This is a genomic window from Acetobacterium paludosum (assembly GCF_008086595.1).
In the GTDB taxonomy this organism is placed as follows: domain Bacteria; phylum Bacillota; class Clostridia; order Eubacteriales; family Eubacteriaceae; genus Acetobacterium; species Acetobacterium paludosum.
The window spans coordinates 132,598-148,630 of the sequence record NZ_RXYA01000011.1 but is presented as its reverse complement, the minus strand read 5'-3'; the positions used below and the strand labels follow the sequence as shown (position 1 = coordinate 148,630).

13 protein-coding genes and 1 other RNA gene are annotated in these 16,033 nt (G+C 38.8%); 1 reads left to right on the top strand and 13 read right to left on the bottom strand.

Going from position 1 to position 16,033, the window contains the following annotated elements; translation table 11 throughout:
• Positions 1–134: 134 nt before the first annotated feature.
• The 6 genes from rnpB to FZC41_RS12140 form a co-directional block, all read right to left on the bottom strand.
• An RNA gene (rnpB, locus tag FZC41_RS12165) (RNase P RNA component class A) lies at positions 135–474 on the bottom strand.
• Between the two features lie 46 nt (positions 475–520).
• Positions 521–1,639 carry a Nif3-like dinuclear metal center hexameric protein gene (locus FZC41_RS12160; protein WP_148567680.1) on the bottom strand — a complete coding sequence of 373 codons (1,119 nt, stop codon included), beginning with the start codon at positions 1,637–1,639 and terminating at the stop codon, positions 521–523.
• Complete coding sequence (locus FZC41_RS12155) at positions 1,630–2,325, bottom strand: tRNA (adenine(22)-N(1))-methyltransferase (RefSeq protein ID WP_148567679.1); 696 nt, start codon at positions 2,323–2,325, stop codon at positions 1,630–1,632. The genes FZC41_RS12160 and FZC41_RS12155 overlap by 10 nt, the downstream gene beginning before the upstream one ends.
• Before the next feature lies 1 nt (position 2,326).
• Positions 2,327–3,466, bottom strand: coding sequence for an RNA polymerase sigma factor RpoD (gene rpoD / locus FZC41_RS12150; RefSeq protein WP_420534736.1), 1,140 nt, complete (start codon positions 3,464–3,466; stop codon positions 2,327–2,329).
• 1 nt (position 3,467) lies between these two features.
• Positions 3,468–5,249 (bottom strand): DNA primase, encoded by a 1,782-nt coding sequence (gene dnaG, locus FZC41_RS12145; protein ID WP_148567678.1) that lies wholly within the window; start codon positions 5,247–5,249, stop codon positions 3,468–3,470.
• A 388-nt stretch (positions 5,250–5,637) separates the two neighbouring features.
• A complete protein-coding gene (locus FZC41_RS12140; RefSeq protein WP_205737075.1) occupies positions 5,638–6,918 on the bottom strand; it encodes an MFS transporter in 1,281 nt (426 codons plus the stop codon).
• 203 nt (positions 6,919–7,121) lie between these two features.
• On the opposite strand from FZC41_RS12140, the gene FZC41_RS12135 reads away from it, so the two are divergent.
• Positions 7,122–8,006 (top strand): LysR family transcriptional regulator, encoded by an 885-nt coding sequence (locus FZC41_RS12135; protein ID WP_148567676.1) that lies wholly within the window; start codon positions 7,122–7,124, stop codon positions 8,004–8,006.
• A 4-nt stretch (positions 8,007–8,010) separates the two neighbouring features.
• On the opposite strand, the gene FZC41_RS12130 is transcribed toward FZC41_RS12135, so the two are convergent.
• The 7 genes from FZC41_RS12130 to FZC41_RS12100 form a co-directional block, all read right to left on the bottom strand.
• On the bottom strand, positions 8,011–8,532 hold the full coding sequence (locus FZC41_RS12130; RefSeq protein WP_148567675.1) for a hypothetical protein: 522 nt from the start codon (positions 8,530–8,532) through the stop codon (positions 8,011–8,013).
• Positions 8,508–10,172: a medium-chain fatty-acid--CoA ligase gene (fadK, locus tag FZC41_RS12125; RefSeq protein WP_148567674.1), complete on the bottom strand. Its 1,665-nt coding sequence runs from the start codon at positions 10,170–10,172 to the stop codon at positions 8,508–8,510. The genes FZC41_RS12130 and fadK overlap by 25 nt, the downstream gene beginning before the upstream one ends.
• A gap of 187 nt (positions 10,173–10,359) precedes the next feature.
• The gene (locus FZC41_RS12120; protein WP_148567673.1) at positions 10,360–11,643 is read right to left on the bottom strand and encodes an MFS transporter; all 1,284 of its coding nucleotides are present in this window, start codon (positions 11,641–11,643) and stop codon (positions 10,360–10,362) included.
• A gap of 129 nt (positions 11,644–11,772) precedes the next feature.
• Entirely contained in the window at positions 11,773–12,789 is a 1,017-nt protein-coding gene (locus FZC41_RS12115) for an electron transfer flavoprotein subunit alpha/FixB family protein (protein WP_148567672.1), read from the bottom strand.
• A gap of 16 nt (positions 12,790–12,805) precedes the next feature.
• The gene (locus tag FZC41_RS12110; RefSeq protein WP_148567671.1) at positions 12,806–13,594 is read right to left on the bottom strand and encodes an electron transfer flavoprotein subunit beta/FixA family protein; all 789 of its coding nucleotides are present in this window, start codon (positions 13,592–13,594) and stop codon (positions 12,806–12,808) included.
• Positions 13,595–13,606: 12 nt separating this feature from the next.
• Positions 13,607–14,749, bottom strand: coding sequence for an acyl-CoA dehydrogenase family protein (locus FZC41_RS12105; RefSeq protein WP_148567670.1), 1,143 nt, complete (start codon positions 14,747–14,749; stop codon positions 13,607–13,609).
• Between the two features lie 16 nt (positions 14,750–14,765).
• A complete protein-coding gene (locus tag FZC41_RS12100) occupies positions 14,766–15,989 on the bottom strand; it encodes a CaiB/BaiF CoA transferase family protein (protein ID WP_148567669.1) in 1,224 nt (407 codons plus the stop codon).
• Positions 15,990–16,033 lie beyond the last annotated feature (44 nt).

Here is a 16,033-nt window from a genome sequence, read left to right as displayed (position 1 = left end):
CATTATATCAAATATTTCCTAATATTCCAAAGAAAAGTGTTATTAAAAAGATTTATCTCTTTAAACAGCACTTTTCTCATTCATACGCAAAAAGACTACCGCAAATTTTTACGATAGCCCTTAATTGACAATTATGATTTACTAAGTCTATAAGCCGAGTTCTGTTTAAATAGTCATCTATCTCGATTTATTGTTGCCAATAAATTCTAGCGACCTACCATAGGACAACGACGAGCAACCGTCTTTTAAAGTCCGTTCTTGGTCTTGCTCCAGGTGGGGTTTACATAGCCGATATGTCACCACATCGCTGGTGAGCTCTTACCTCACCCTTTCATCCTTACCATTGCTGGCGGTATACTTTCTGTTGCACTGGCCTTAGAGTTGCCTCCACCGGGCGTTACCCGGCACCATGCTCTGTGGAGCTCGGACTTTCCTCAACCGGAGTTACCCGGGTGCGACTATCTGACTTACTAAATCACTATAGTATACCTTTTTTGTCACTAAATTTCAATATAAAGTTCTAATAATTTATAATAAAGTCTTTTGAAGCCTCTGCTATGATCATTTCAGGGCAATTTTCCTTTAAACCCGCTTTAATGATCGCTTTAAAACATTCAGCAACACACTTTTCCGTTCCAAAATGTCCTGCATCCAACACCCAGAAATTATTTTCCAATGCTCGCTGTCCGTCATGATGCTTTAAATCCCCGGTGATCAGAACATCGGCTTTTTTCGCTTTGGCCAGGCCAATCATATCCGCACCGGATCCTGAACAAAGAGCAACCCGTCGAATCGTTTCCGGTATGACCCCCGCCCCTCTGAGACTCGGAAGATTCAAGATTTTTTTGACATGATCAATAAAGTCTTGCGATTTCAGCGGATTTTCTAATCTGCCGATTTTGCCTAATCCGTTTTGATTGATGAATTTGCCGTTTTCAAGGGGAATGATATCATATGCCATTTCTTCATACGGATGATTCTTTTTCAATTGTAGTATGAGCTGTTTTAATAACTCTTCCGGCACAATGGCCTCAATGCGATCTTCATCAACACTTGTAATCGCATCAACTTCGCCGATAAAGGGATTTGCTCCTTGAAGCGGCCGAAACGTTCCAATGCCAGATGAACGATAGGTACAATAATCATAATCACCAATGGATCCTGCGCCATTCTTTCCAAAGACATCGATTATTTTATCGGTTGCCTCTGCCGGAGCATAGACGACAAGTTTAAAATAGCTTTTCGGGTCTGATGGATCCAGTGTTTGAATACTTTTCAAGCCCAGGAGATGTGCCAAATAATCATTCAGGCCATTTTCTGCTTTATCCAGATTGGTATGGGCAACATAAAGGGCAATGTCATTTTTAATCAGCTGAGTGATTATTTGTCCTTTTTGATAGTCTGCTGATAATGTTTTTAACCCATTAAAAATAAAAGGATGATGAGCAATAATTAAATCAGCTTTCTTATCCACAGCTTCTGCAACCACATCAACGGTTACATCCAAGGTTATTAAAATACGTTCAATGACTTGTTTACTTGCTCCCACCTGAAGACCAACATTATCCCAATCTTCGGCCAGATTTTTGGGTGCGACCGTTTCGATTGATCTGATAACATCACTTAGCTTTACAGACATTTTTTCACCTCATTTAATTTCTGAATATATCGACTACTGTCTCCGAATTGTTTTTTTGCAAAAGGAGTCTCTTTTCCACGGGTATTTTTCACAATATTTTCTTCCAGACTAATCTTGCGATTGATTAGATCCTTCAATAATGGATGTTTGTTTTGCATAAAATGATAGCCTAAATCGTATTCCAATGGATTGTTAAAAACCATTATTCCGTGCTCAACGACCATCACTTCATAAATTCGTTCATCTTCCCGGGCTAATTCTTCGCTAATGATTTTGTAATGATTTCCCTCTAAATACCGTCGCAGTGCGGCCTGATTATTCATGGGCTGAAGGATCATTCTGGGTGTTTTTTTTGCAACGTCTCGCTCAGCTTCCAGCAAATCGCAAATGAGGAGCCCCCCCATTCCCGCCATAACAAAGACCTCAACCTCACCCGGTTTAAGCACAGAAAGACCCGAACCAAGTCGGGTCTCAATGCGTTTTTCAAATCCATGCTCTTTGATGATTTTCTTTGCTTTTGCTAACGGCTTTTCATTTGTATCGCTGGCTATCGCTGTTGATACTAAATTCTTTTCGACCAGTGAAACTGGCAAATAACCATGATCAGTACCGATATCCGCCATGGTTTTTACCCCAGCAACACAATCCGCAATCACTTTCAAACGTGGACTTAATTTATTGTTCATTTTACGTTAAATAATCCTTTAGCTTCTTACTTCGACTGGGATGCCTTAATTTCCTTAAAGCTTTAGCTTCAATTTGGCGAATCCGCTCTCTGGTTACATTAAATTCTTTGCCAACTTCTTCTAATGTCCGAGCTCGCCCGTCATCCAAACCAAATCGCAAACGCAGTACTTTTTCTTCTCGCTCTGTCAATGTGTTCAGCACTTCAATGAGTTGTTCTTTCAACAAGGCGTAGGATGCTGCTTCTGCTGGAGCCGGGGCATCTTCATCCGGAATAAAATCGCCAAGATGACTGTCCTCTTCCTCCCCAATTGGTGTTTCCAATGAAACCGGATCTTGAGCAATCTTTTGGATTTCTCGGACTTTCTCTTCAGTGAAGCCCATTTCTTTGCCAATTTCAGCAGGGGTTGGTTCTCTTCCATACTCCTGAAGCAGCTGTCGTGAAACACGAATCAGTTTATTGATGGTTTCAACCATGTGGACCGGAATCCGAATGGTTCTCGCTTGATCGGCGATAGCTCGGGTGATAGCCTGACGTATCCACCAGGTTGCGTAGGTACTAAATTTAAAACCTTTGGTATAGTCAAATTTTTCGACCGCTTTAATCAGTCCCAGATTTCCTTCTTGAATCAAATCCAAAAAGGACATACCACGACCGACATAACGTTTTGCAATACTGACAACCAAACGAAGATTTGCCTCCGCCAGTTCTTTTTTTGCACTATCATCCCCGGCTTCCATACGTTTTGCCAAAGCCATTTCTTCGTCACCAGTTAATAATGCCACCTTGCCAATTTCTTTCAGGTAAAGACGTACCGGATCATTCACACTGACTGAATCGGCTAATTCAATTTCTTTTTGATTTTCTTCTTCAAGTTCAGCCGCTTCCAGAGCCTCGAGTTCAAGATCAGAAAAAGCAATTTCAATTCCTTCTCTCTGAAGAAACAGATATATTGAATCAATTTCTTCTGGATCCAACTCTACTTTTTCTAGAATTTCTTCGAAATCGTGGTTATTTAAATTTCCCTTTGTCTTGCCGCGCTTTAAAAGCTGTTGAACCTCAGGCATTTTTTCGATGGCGATTTTTTCGATTTCATTGCCATCATCATCGACATCTATGCTTTCTTTTAATTCTTCTTTCATCTTAGTGCCTCCCGTTATCCTTCATCATTTTCTTTATTTCAATTAATTGATTGGTAAGCTTTGCCACCTCATCATCGTTGCCATTAGTCGTTGCTCTTTTTATTTGTTCCGAAAGCTTACTGAGTTGCGCTTTATTATAAAAACGCTTCATTATTTCCCGGGCATCCTGGTAATCAATCTGGGAAACTTCCTTCTCATTCATCATCAACTCAACAATTTTTTGAATTTCTTCAGAGTCATCAAAATGAGCCATTAATTGATTTATTTCAATTTTGCCATTTGCTTTTTTTCTTTCTGAAGCACTTGCCAGCAACCTTTGATAAAAGTCATCTGTTAAATATTCCAAGGGAAGCTCCGAAATGGATTCTGGTGATTTCAAACAATATTGAATGACTAATTCTTGCGCTTTTTTATATGCTTTTGGAATCTTTTGATCTGCCGACTCTTTTTTGTTGACATTTATCTCCACTGTTTGATTATTGTTGGTATTTGTTTTTGACCGAATAACCTCCCGACGAATCACTTCTTGATTGATACCGGTTTCTTTTGCAACCATTTTACTATAATAATCAAGCTCTACTGAAGTAGCAAGATTTCTTAATACTTTTATGGCTTCATTTCCATAATTCAACCGTCCATCGGTTTGCGAAAGATCGTTCATTTTTTTCAGTAATTCCAGCTGATATTCAACAATCGTCAACGCTTTTGAGACAAAATCATTAAAACCATCAAAGCCATATTTTTGAACATAAGAGTCCGGATCTTCATTCTCCGGCAAGATTACTATTTTAACATTTAAATTGGTATTTTTCAAGATATTCATTGCCTTTTCAGTCGCTTTAGCTCCAGCACTATCACCATCAAAAGTAATAATGACTTCATTGGCATAACGCTCAAGAATTTTCCCATGAAAGGCTGTAAACGCCGTACCTAATGCGGCGACGGTATTCTTTATTCCTTTTTCATACAGCGAAATAACATCCATGTACCCTTCGACAATCAATATTTGTCCATTGTCTAAATAATTTTTGCAATGATTTAAATTATACAATTCATAACTTTTAGAAAAAATCATTGTCTCTGGGGAATTTAAGTATTTGGGACCCTTGTCCTCACCTGACATCAACCGGCCTCCAAAACCAACAATCTGCCCTCTTGGATTAATGATTGGAAACATAATCCGATTTCGAAAGCGGTCATAATAATGCTTATTCTCAGAAGCCAATACCAATCCTGATCCCATCATTTCTTCAATACTATAACCTTTTGTTTTTAGATAACCCAATAAATGATCCCAATCTGCGGTTGCGTAACCCAAGCCAAAATTCTTAATGGTTTCCCGACTAATGCCACGCTTGAACAGGTATGCCAGTCCCTGTTGGTTGGTTTTCAAACATTTATAATAGTAGTTTGCCGCATCTCTATGTAAATCATAAAGCCGTTTCTTTTTCTCATATGCCTGCTGATCTTCTAATGCGTTTTGTTTTTCAGGTAGAATCAAATTTACTCTTGCCGCTAAAAATTTAATTGCATCCACAAAAGGAAGTTTTTCCATTTCCATAATAAAAGTAATCACGTTTCCACCAACACCGCATCCAAAACAATGATATAATTGTTTTTCGATAGACACCGTAAATGATGCCGTTTTTTCATTATGAAACGGACATTTTCCCTTATATGAATTGCCAACACGTTTTAAGGTCATATAACCTGAAACAACCTCAACGATGTCATTTGCTTCTACAACCGCTTGGATTGCTTCATCTGAATAATATGTTGTCATTAATGTTTTCCTTATTTTTTACTAATGAAGTTATCCCCTTGATAGCTCCTCTATAGTTCTTATTCTCAATAAAATCATATTATCCTTTTTTAAATAGCCTTTATTTTATAATTTAAACAAAAATAAAGTTTCATTAAGATTTGCCGCATCACCTCTGAAAGGTAAAATATTTTACACAAATGATTAGGCATTCAAGAAAATCAGATGGGAAATAGAAAAAAATCATTCGCAAAGAAGAGTCTATTTTACTATGGGACGAAACCAGAAAGTATGAGAGATGAAAAAAAGCCCATGGAAAATTTCTCTCCATTGGACTTAGTATCGAAGACCTCTCCTATCTTTAGTACTGAAAAATGAGTTCGAAAGCAGTCTTTTTAATGCGTTTTTCTTATCGGTTTCTTTCAGCAATGGGAATAATGGGTTTAACTTGACTCGTCAATAAAATAACAGCTCCCAGTATCGATATACCCGCTCCTAAATATAGTGCATAATTATATCCATAATTATCAACAACAATCCCTGTCAATAACGGAGCTACTATTCCCCCAATGGTTGCGCATGTTGCGTAAAGACCGGTAATTTTTCCGGCATTTTTTGGTGAAAAAACGATTGGCATGGAATAATATCCACCCATTGTCAAACAGAGTAATCCATTTGATGCCGATATAAAGGCAACTGCAGCAACAGGCGTTGGCGCCTGAGATCCCAGTACTAATAAAATACCGGCTCCGATCATCCCCAATAAAGGGAACAGTTTTCTTCCCATATTATGCCCAAATTTTTTCGCCGCTTTATCAGCCAACCAACCACCCAACGGATAAGTAAATGTTGCCACAATATAGGGCATCATGGTATAGATTGCGCTCGTACCCATTTCAAACCCACGACCCTTGACAAAATACGTTGGCAACCAGGTCATAAACAAATAAAATAGATAATTGGTGCAGAAAAATGAAATGGCACCCGTCCATACCGACGGTGTGGAAAATATATCCTTTGATGTTAAATTGACAACCTGGCCACTTTCGTCTAACTGAACGCCTTGGTCTGATCTAATATATCTGATTTCTTCTTTGGTAATTGTGGGATGATCTTCGGGTTTATTTTTTCCGAGTTTCCACCAGATTATTACCCAAATTGGAGCAAGAAAAGCAAACGAATGAAATACCATTTCCCAGCCCCAGACATTGATAATCCAGGCTGAAATTGGCATGGCCAAAGCAATCCCAATGGAAACCCCCATAATACTTAATCCCCAAGCTAATCCCGACTCTTTTTTAGGAATCCATTGTGCAATAATCGTGGACATTGCGGGTAAGGAAACGCCTTCTCCCATTCCCATAAAAATGCGGATAGCAATCATCAGACCAAGTGTTGCACCAAACGGCGTGATAAAAACAAATACGGACCACCATATTGCTCCGAACATAACAATTTTACCGCCACCAAAATGATCCGCCAACCATCCCCCCAGTATTTGAGTACAGGCATAACCGATGAAAAAAGCAGTGGAAACTAAACCAAATTGAGTTGCCGTCCAATTGAAATATTTCATCATAGAGGGACCAGCCATTGACATACATGAGCGATCCATATACAAAACCATATAACACACAGTCAGCAGAAACACTATCTTCCATCTTTTATTTCCGATATTCGGACTCATCATAATTCTCCTTAATATTTTTTATTTACATTTAATTAAACGTTTAAATTACTTGTCATTTTATCTGGATTACTTTACATATTTATGATATTATGTTATTAAAGATTATATTTGTTTAATATTTATATATTCTTTTTCATCACCTGATTCTTACCACTTTAACACATGATTTTTATGATTAAACTTCTATCTATTGGAGAACCCTTATGAATCTTAACCAACTATATTATTTTAAAAAATTAGCTGAATTAGAACATTACACCCAAGCATCAAGAGAATTATTTATAACCCAACCTAGTTTGAGCGGTTCTATTTCTTCCCTTGAAGAAGAGCTCGGCATTGCCCTGTTTCAACATCATGGGCGAAATATTAAGCTAACCAAATATGGCAAAGGATTTTATCAATATGTTTGTTCCGCTCTAACCGAACTGGAGAAGGGTATTGAAAAAGCAAGAGAAAAATCCGGTTCATATGGCGGGGTTATTGATTTAGGATGTATTCCAACGCTCATCGGCGATTTTCTCCCAGTGGCTATTAATGATTACCTGAAAAATGTTGATTCGAAAACAAAATTCAATATCTTTCAGGGTATGACTCTGGATGTGATTGAAGGTATCGAATCCGAAAAATATGATGTTGGTTTTTGCTCCTATATTGAAAATAAACAAAATCTGGAATTTCACCCTATTATGGCTCAGGAACTCATTTTACTGGTGAATAACAATCACCCCCTGGCAGAAAAAGATTCAATCTGCCTAAAAGAGCTTTCCGGTTATCCCTTGATTACTTACCGTCAATCTTTGCCCATTGGAAAGACAATCAGTAAATACCTCAAAACAAACCATCTTAAAGCACTCTATGCTTATGATGATGAAATCTCCATTGGCGGCGTGATATCCAATACTGACAATGCAGCAATTACTGCTAAAACTCCATTTTTATACCAATTTAGCGGTTTGAAAATAATTAAACTGGATATTCCCCTTGATGCTCGACTTATTTATATGGTCTATAATAAAGATAGTTACCATACATTGCATGTAAATGCTTTTATTTCTTATGTACTTGAAAACGAGTGCAATTTACCTTGATAAGTTACCAGTTTGCCTGCATTCTATCCATGGGTATTTTAATTAATCCGCTTTTATTCAAATATATATATATTTCAAACCCGCGTTTACACCGAAAGGTACATTCCAAACAAGGATCTTCATCACAATACACATACGCGTCTTCATCTGCTAGAGCAAATATAACAGATGTCTTGCTTTGTTTTGTGATGTATTTAATTTGCCCGCCTGTAAACGTTTTAATATAAATCCACTCAATGGCATCCTTTTTCTTGAGTATTTCCCAGGTTACTTCAATTGCATTATCATTATATCCACCAACAATTCGATAATTGATCAAAACACTGTTTGCAATTTCTGAAGGATCTTTTGTCTTTAGTCTTTCCATTTCTTTATTACAACAAATGAGACCATCTTGGATTGTTGTCGTGATACTCTGAAAGATGCTTTTGCAATTTTCGCATTGATAAAAGGCAACCTCAAAATATCCAGCCTTTGGTTTTGTAGTTGCTCTTGATCTTTTTATGCCAAATTTTTTTTCTTGCAATCCAATTCCCCCAATACTTGCATCCGTTTTTCTAAATCATCTCGCAGTTGATTTTTCTTTACTTTTCCACTATCTGTTCTTGGAATTTTATCAATTATTTCCAATCGTTCCGGCCAATAGCGTTTCGGTATTTTTTTCTTTTGCATGTAATCCAAAAGCTCGTTTAGGTCCAAAAATTCTTTTCCCTTTTTCAATACAACATAAACACAAATTCGTTCTCCAAGGCGTTCATCTGGCATTGCAATGACTGCCTGATCTAAAACATCAGGATGTTTTGAAACATAATCGCTGATATAATTTGTGTTAAGGTTTTCTCCCCCTCTAACAATAATATCTTTTTTACGACCGATTACCTTGATATTCTCTTTTTCATCTGCCACGCATAAGTCGCCACTGTAAAACCAGCCTTCATCGTCCAAATCTTTTTCAGTAGCCAATTTGTCATTCAAATAACCTACAAAAACATTCGGTCCTCTTGATGCTTCTTCACCAATGGTTCCTGGCGTAACAGCCTGTCTTTTCTCATCCACAATTCGAACTTCGATACCTTCCATCGGCCTTCCCGATGTGGTCCCCATTAGTTCTAGTGTTTCTTCCGGCCTAACGAACACGTGAGGAACACTTTCAGTGGAGCCATAAACTTCACACAATTTTATTCCATATTTAGATGCACACTCCACCATATCACCAGGTATGGGTGCTCCTCCACAAAGATAAAATTTGAGTGTGTTCAGTTGTTCATTTCCGTTTTTTATATCTTTTAAAATGTCATAGATAAATGGCGTGGAGCCCATGGAATAAGTGCATCTTTCAAGATTGATCAGTTTAATGGCCTGCTGACTTTCAAACTTACTCTGTAACACTACTTTCCCACCTATTAACATCGGCGCAATGATCCCATGATGAAAACCCGTGGCGTGATTCAGCGGAGCCGGCATAAATATAATGTCATCCTTTGTCAATTTCAGAGCTTTGTTGAAATACTTCTCACTAAAAATAATATTGTTATGCGTCAACATAACACCCTTGACGCCTCCAGTAGTTCCAGATGTATAAAGAATGGCGGCAACATCATTACTCTTTGCTTTTTTTACAAGATCACTATTATTTTTTAAGGCTGCTTTTTCACTTAGAATTTCTTTTAAAGTGATGGACTTGGTAAACTTTTCCTTCTGATTATCCAATAACACCAAATGTTTAAGACAACGGATCTTTTTTCTTGAACATTGAATCATTTCTTCGTAGTTTGTTTTGTGATACCAGGTTGGACAAAAGAAAATTTTGCTTTGGGACAAATTCAAGAGATATTCCAGCTCTTTTCCGGTATAACACAACCCAATCGGATTAATAACTGCACCAACTTTTAAACAGGCAATGGTAATTAAAACAAATTCACTCCAAACAGGCACCTGGAAAGAAACAACATCACTGGGTCTAATTTTAATCTTTTTCATATAAGTTGCAATAGCATTTGCCTGATCATCCACCTCTTTGTATGTAAAACGATCTCCCTGATCATCTACAACAAATTCACGTTCGCCATTATTTGCTACCGACGCACTCCAATAATCCAACAGTGTTTCTTTACCCCAGTAGCCTGATTCTTCATATAATTCTTTTTGATGTTCATTTATTTTCATTCTTCCTTCATCCCCTTTTTATTTAAAAAGAGTGCCTATAAAACAACCGTTTCAAAATCAGTACTGATGAGAGCATTAACAAACTACCAACTTTTAAATCATACCGAAAATTAATCGGTACGCTCTTAGCTTGACACACTTAACACCAGTACTGCCTCCCAGTTATTCCTAATTTAAGTTCTGCAGATTAAATATTCTGTGATTTTATCGGTTCAATTTTTGCCACCAAAGCAAGAATAGAACCGACGATACATACTGCTGCACAAACCCACAATGCATAACCATAAGCTACAGCATTGCTGGCACCAGCATTTAATCCTGCATCAACAACCAATCCCGTTACTGTTGGTGCAAGAACCCCAGCTACTGCACCAATAATCCCAGCTAATCCCGAGTATACGCCCACATTGGCCGGACAAATGGATGCCGGTACGGAAAAGTAACCGCCCATTGTCAAGCACAGGAAGCCATATGATAATGATACCGCAGCAATAACTAATGTTGGATCAGTCGCATTTGCTCCAACAAAAATCAACACTGCCGCGCCAATCATGCCAATAACCTGAACGAGTTTTCGACCGATCTTATCCCCAAATTTTTTGGAAGCCCCATCTGCGATAAATCCGCCCACAAAATAAGCGAAAAAACCGACAATAAATGGCGTTGCACCAGCACTGATACTCATTCCACGCCCGATGGTGAAATAATTTGGAAGCCAAGTCGTCGCAAAAAAGTACATATAAACCGCACACCCATAAGATAAACACATTAACCATACGGCCGGAGTTTTAAAAATATCCGCTTTTGTAAGGACGACCGGTTTTATATTTTCCTGACCTTCAGGTCTCTGCTGAATCCACTCAATTTCTTTCTGATTAACCTTTTTATGTTCTTTGGGAGACGATTTTCCTACCAGAACCCAGATAATACACCATACCGGAAAGATTATTGCGTAGATATAGAATAAATTTTTCCATCCAATCAGTGGCAGCATCGCTGCTGCAATATACATATTAAGTGCTGAACCCAATGGACAACCTGCCTGAACTAATGCAGAAGCAACCCCAAATTCTCTTTTAGGAAACCATTTTCCTAAATTTGACATGGCACCGGGAACGATACATCCCTGCGAAGCACCCTCAAGAATACGAACTAATATCATCAAGAACATGGTAACCCCGATAATCGGAGTAAAGAATGTAAATACCCCTGAGAGTAGTAAGCTGATAATGAGCACCTTTGTTGCTCCATATTTATCGGCGATTGATCCTGATGGGACCATTGTAATCATATAACCAATAAAAAATGCCGTTGAAGCATAACCAAACTGTGCGGAAGACCAGCCATATGCCTCCATAATCGATTTCCCTGAAACTGAGAAGACTGTTCTTCCCATAAACATAACCATAAATGAAAGCGCCAGAACAACTGCCACAGCCCATCTTACGTTAGTTTTTTTTCCATCACTCATGAGAATCCCCTTTCATATTAGAATTTTATTTGACCATTGATAAATCTAAAAAGATAAAACTACTTTGCTCTGGTATTTTTTTAAACAAATACCAAAACTCACCGTACTTTTTCAATTACCTATAAAATTCTATTGTTCTAAATTCTTTGCAATACGCATTTCCTTAATCATGGCCGGTACCATTTCAAATACATCTCCCACAATTCCATAATCAGCCACTTCAAAAATTGGTGCAGAAGCATCCTTGTTAATGGCAATAATGGTATCTGATTCGGTCATACCTGCTAAATGTTGCACTGCTCCTGAAATACCGCAGGCAATATAAACTTTTGGGGTAACGGTTTTTCCGGTCTGACCAACCTGTTTACTTTGAGGTATCCATCCAGCATCCACTGCTGCTCGGGATGCACCAACACTTCCCCCTAGAAGATCTGCCAGTTCCTTAAGCATGGTAAAATTTTCTGCTCCTTTTAATCCTCTGCCACCGGCTACAATATACTCAGCTTCTTCCAGTTTAATACCAGATTCATCTTTTGCTTTAATAAAATCGATCACCTTTGTTAAAATATCTTCTTGTTTGGTTCGAATATCTTCTCGAATCATCACTGAAAGTTTATTCTGACATTTCTGCGGTTTTTTAAAAGCCCCCGGTCTTACTGTTCCCATTTGTGGTCGCGTTTCACTACATAGAATTCGGGCATAAAGATTCCCCCCAAAAGCTGGTCTTTCCCAAACCACATTCCCAGTATCTTCTTCCACGCTTAATGCTGTACAATCCGCCGTTAATCCTGTTTTCAAGCGAATCGCAAGTTTAGATCCCAAGTCTCTTCCATTTGCTGTAGCACCGATGAGGATCGTATTAGGATGATATTTTTCGCACAGTTCTAAAAATGCATGACCATAGGCATCGGCTGAATAGTTTGCATATTCCTCTCCGCGTACCACGTAAATGATGTCTGCTCCGTATTCAGTCGCTCCTTTAATCGCTTCATCAACATTTTCGCCGATGATAACGGCACAACATTTTTGTTTTAATGCCTCCGCTAATAATCTGCCTTGCCCTAATAATTCATAACCAACATCTTTGGGATGTCCCTGGAAACAATCGATAAATACCCACACATCCTGATATTGTTTCAAATCCATATTATGTCCCTCCTTCTTATAGTATTTTCGCTTCTGCCAGTTTGCCAAACAGCACTTTCGCCGTTTCCCGGGGGTTAACGCTCTCAAGCATTTCACAGCTTGATTTTCGCTCTGGTATAAAAGTTGATTTAACTCGGGTTGGCGATCCCTTTAATCCAATTTTTGTGATATCCATATTGGGTAGGTCGGCCAATGTAATATTTTCAATATCCGCTTTCAGCGAGTCAATTTTACCTTTAATTGTGGCGTATCTCGGTTTGTTTGTTTCCTTTGTTGCGGTACATAGAATCGGTAATTTTGCTTCTACAATCTCTATTCCTTCTTCAATTTCCCTTTCCACAACGCACTTATTTCCGTCGATTTTCATACTCCGTATATGGGTCAGTCTGGCAATTCCCAGATGTTCTGCAATACTAGGTGCTGTTTGTCCCGTATCTCCGTCAATGGCCTGTTTTCCACCCAAAATCACATCAAATGGTCCCAGCTTTTCAATCACCTTGGACAAAATATAACTGGTCGCATAGGTATCTGATCCCCCAAAAGCACGATCCGTAACTAAATAAGCTTTGTCCGCACCCATGGAAAGGGCTTCTCTTAGAGTTGCCTTAGCTTGTTCCGGGCCCATGGAAATGACCGTAACCGAACCGCTATACTGTTCTTTTAACTGAATCGCCTCTTCTAATGCATTCTTATCAAATGGGTTCATAATACTGGGAACACCTTGACGAATCAATGTATTTTTTATCGGATCAATTTTGATTTCGGTTGTATCCGGAACCTGTTTTACACAAACAACAATATTCATTTCCGCTCCTCCTTACTTGTATTCTCTGTCTAATTCGTTTGCTATGGTCATTCTCTGGATTTGATTGGCGCCTTCAAAAATTTGAAACACCTTGCAATCCCGCATCAGTTTTTCGACTGGGTATTCCTTGCTGTACCCATACCCACCAAAAATTTGAACCGCATTGGAAGTCACTTCCTGAGCACAATCAGATACAAAAGTTTTAGTAATCGATCCTTCTTTTCGAACCAAACTGCCGTTATCCATCATTCGCATGGTGTTATTCACAAGCACTCGGGATGCTTCAGTTTTTATCGCCATATCGGCAAGCATCTGCTGAACCATCTGGAACTTGATAATGGGTTTCCCAAATTGTTTTCTTTCTTTTGCATATTTTACTGATTCATCCAGAGCGCGTTGCATAATGCCAACTGCCAGAGTAGCAACAAACGCTCTTGATAAGTTTAAGGCATTTAAAGCCAGTTTAAAACCGGAACCTTCTGCTCCAACCATGCTGGAAGCTGGTACTCTAACATTTTCAAAAGTAACATCTGTTGTATTTGAAAGTCGCAGGCCCATTTTGTTTTCATGTTGACCAATGGTTATTCCTGGTGCATCCGCATCAATAATAAAGGCTGAAATACCTTTATGACCAGCTTTTACATCGGTTTTAAAGAACCCTACAAATAGGGCAGCTATCTCACCGTTGGTAATAAAGGTCTTGGTTGCATTCAAAATGTAGTCATCCCCATCTTTAACGGCCGTTCCTCGAAGTGCGGCAGGATCAGATCCGGCGTTAGGTTCGGTTAATGCAAATGCGGCAAAGTTGCCTTTTCCAATAATATCTGCAAAGTATTTTCCCTGTTCCGGTGAACCTGAAAGGATTACATTTCTTAAAGCTACAAATGTGGTTACAAATGTAATGGCATAACCGGCATCAACTTTTGCCAATTCCTCAAAAATCATGGCTGTGGTTTCATAACTTAAACCGGTTCCCCCAAATTCTTCCGGAATTTCCAGCATATGCAGCCCCATATCAAAAGCCCATTTGAATAACTCTCCTGGACATTCACCTTTTTCATCCAATTCCTGAACATATGGCTTGATTTCGTTTTCTGCCATATCTTTTACAAGTGCAATCAGTGCTTTTTGTTCTTCGGTATATAATAAACTCATCTATTTCAACCCTCCTTTATTTTTTTAGAAGTTTTAATCCGGTTACTGCTCCCTGATCGATGGATTCATTAATCTGGGCATCATTGTAGCCAAGTTCTTTCATGATTTCCTGAGTGTGAGCTCCCTGGGATTTACAGGTTTCCAGCCGTGGTTCCGGCATCGATTCGAAAATAATCGGATTGGTAGGAACCATTCGCTTCCCAGAAGGATAATCGACTTTGGCTAGAATATTATTTGCCCAAACCTGTTCATCTTCATAGACATCCAACGGCTCGTTGGCAGCTTCGCAGGGCAATTCATTTTCTGAAAGCATTTTTACCAAGTCCACACGATTAATTTGTGCAATCGCGCCATCAAGTTTGTCAATGACGTCACTGTTCAGTCTATTTGCATTTAGCTTTGCGCAATTGATGTATTTAGAATTATCCACCATATCATCAAGTTTTAATAAAGCCATGATCTTATTGTAATCACGATCATATTCCGGACAGCACATGATTACCCATTTTTCGTCCCGGGTTCGATAACAATTATTAAATGGGTTGACCACTTCCCTGCGGCTCTTTGGATATTGGTTGCCGTACTGAGCTGAAATCATCGCGACACTGAGCATAAATGATGCCGCATGTTGAAGACAAACGGTTACCTTTTCTCCATTTCCTGTTTTTTCCCGATTGTAAAGAGCCCCGCAAATTCCTGCTAAAAGAGCGATGGAAACCTGAAAATCGCCAAACCCATTCGGTGGATTCATGGGAGATCCGCCTTTATCTACAGTTGTACCTAAAACACCGCCTCTTGCCATATAACAGGTTGCATCAAAGCCCGGTTTATCTTTGTCCGGGCCTTTTTCGCCATAGCCTGTAACCTGGGCAAAAATAAGTCGTGGAAATTTTTCTTTAAGAGTTTCATAATCCAACCCCAGTTTGACTAAGCCTTTGGTTCTAGTATTGGTTACAAATACATCTGCTTCCAATAACAGCTTATGCATAACTTCCATCCCACGTTCGGTTTTCAAGTTGATGGTAATAAATCGTTTGTCCATATTTGCAACGTCAAACGCCAGGTTCTCATCATCAGTAAAAGGCATGTTAAAAACCGCACCTTGTTCTCTGGCAGGATCGCCTTTTGGGGCTTCCACTTTAATTAAATCGGCACCCCATTCCCCCATCACCCGAACGGTGGTAGGAGCCGCTAAATAAGTTGTTAAGTCAACGACTTTTACACCTTTTAAAGGTTCCATATTTTTCTCCTTTTTTTTCTATTTGTAAAGATAGCCCTTCGAAT

Excerpts from the sequence above, each read along its gene's own strand:
- FZC41_RS12160 (WP_148567680.1), bottom strand. The coding sequence starts at position 1,639 with ATGTCTGTAAAGCTAAGTGATGTTATCAGATCAATCGAAACGGTCGCA.
- FZC41_RS12155 (WP_148567679.1), bottom strand. The coding sequence starts at position 2,325 with ATGAACAATAAATTAAGTCCACGTTTGAAAGTGATTGCGGATTGTGTT.
- rpoD (WP_420534736.1), bottom strand. The coding sequence starts at position 3,466 with ATGAAAGAAGAATTAAAAGAAAGCATAGATGTCGATGATGATGGCAAT.
- dnaG (WP_148567678.1), bottom strand. The coding sequence starts at position 5,249 with ATGACAACATATTATTCAGATGAAGCAATCCAAGCGGTTGTAGAAGCA.
- FZC41_RS12140 (WP_205737075.1), bottom strand. The coding sequence starts at position 6,918 with ATGATGAGTCCGAATATCGGAAATAAAAGATGGAAGATAGTGTTTCTG.
- FZC41_RS12135 (WP_148567676.1), top strand. The coding sequence starts at position 7,122 with ATGAATCTTAACCAACTATATTATTTTAAAAAATTAGCTGAATTAGAA.
- fadK (WP_148567674.1), bottom strand. The coding sequence starts at position 10,172 with ATGAAAATAAATGAACATCAAAAAGAATTATATGAAGAATCAGGCTAC.
- FZC41_RS12120 (WP_148567673.1), bottom strand. The coding sequence starts at position 11,643 with ATGAGTGATGGAAAAAAAACTAACGTAAGATGGGCTGTGGCAGTTGTT.
- FZC41_RS12115 (WP_148567672.1), bottom strand. The coding sequence starts at position 12,789 with ATGGATTTGAAACAATATCAGGATGTGTGGGTATTTATCGATTGTTTC.
- FZC41_RS12110 (WP_148567671.1), bottom strand. The coding sequence starts at position 13,594 with ATGAATATTGTTGTTTGTGTAAAACAGGTTCCGGATACAACCGAAATC.
- FZC41_RS12105 (WP_148567670.1), bottom strand. The coding sequence starts at position 14,749 with ATGAGTTTATTATATACCGAAGAACAAAAAGCACTGATTGCACTTGTA.
- FZC41_RS12100 (WP_148567669.1), bottom strand. The coding sequence starts at position 15,989 with ATGGAACCTTTAAAAGGTGTAAAAGTCGTTGACTTAACAACTTATTTA.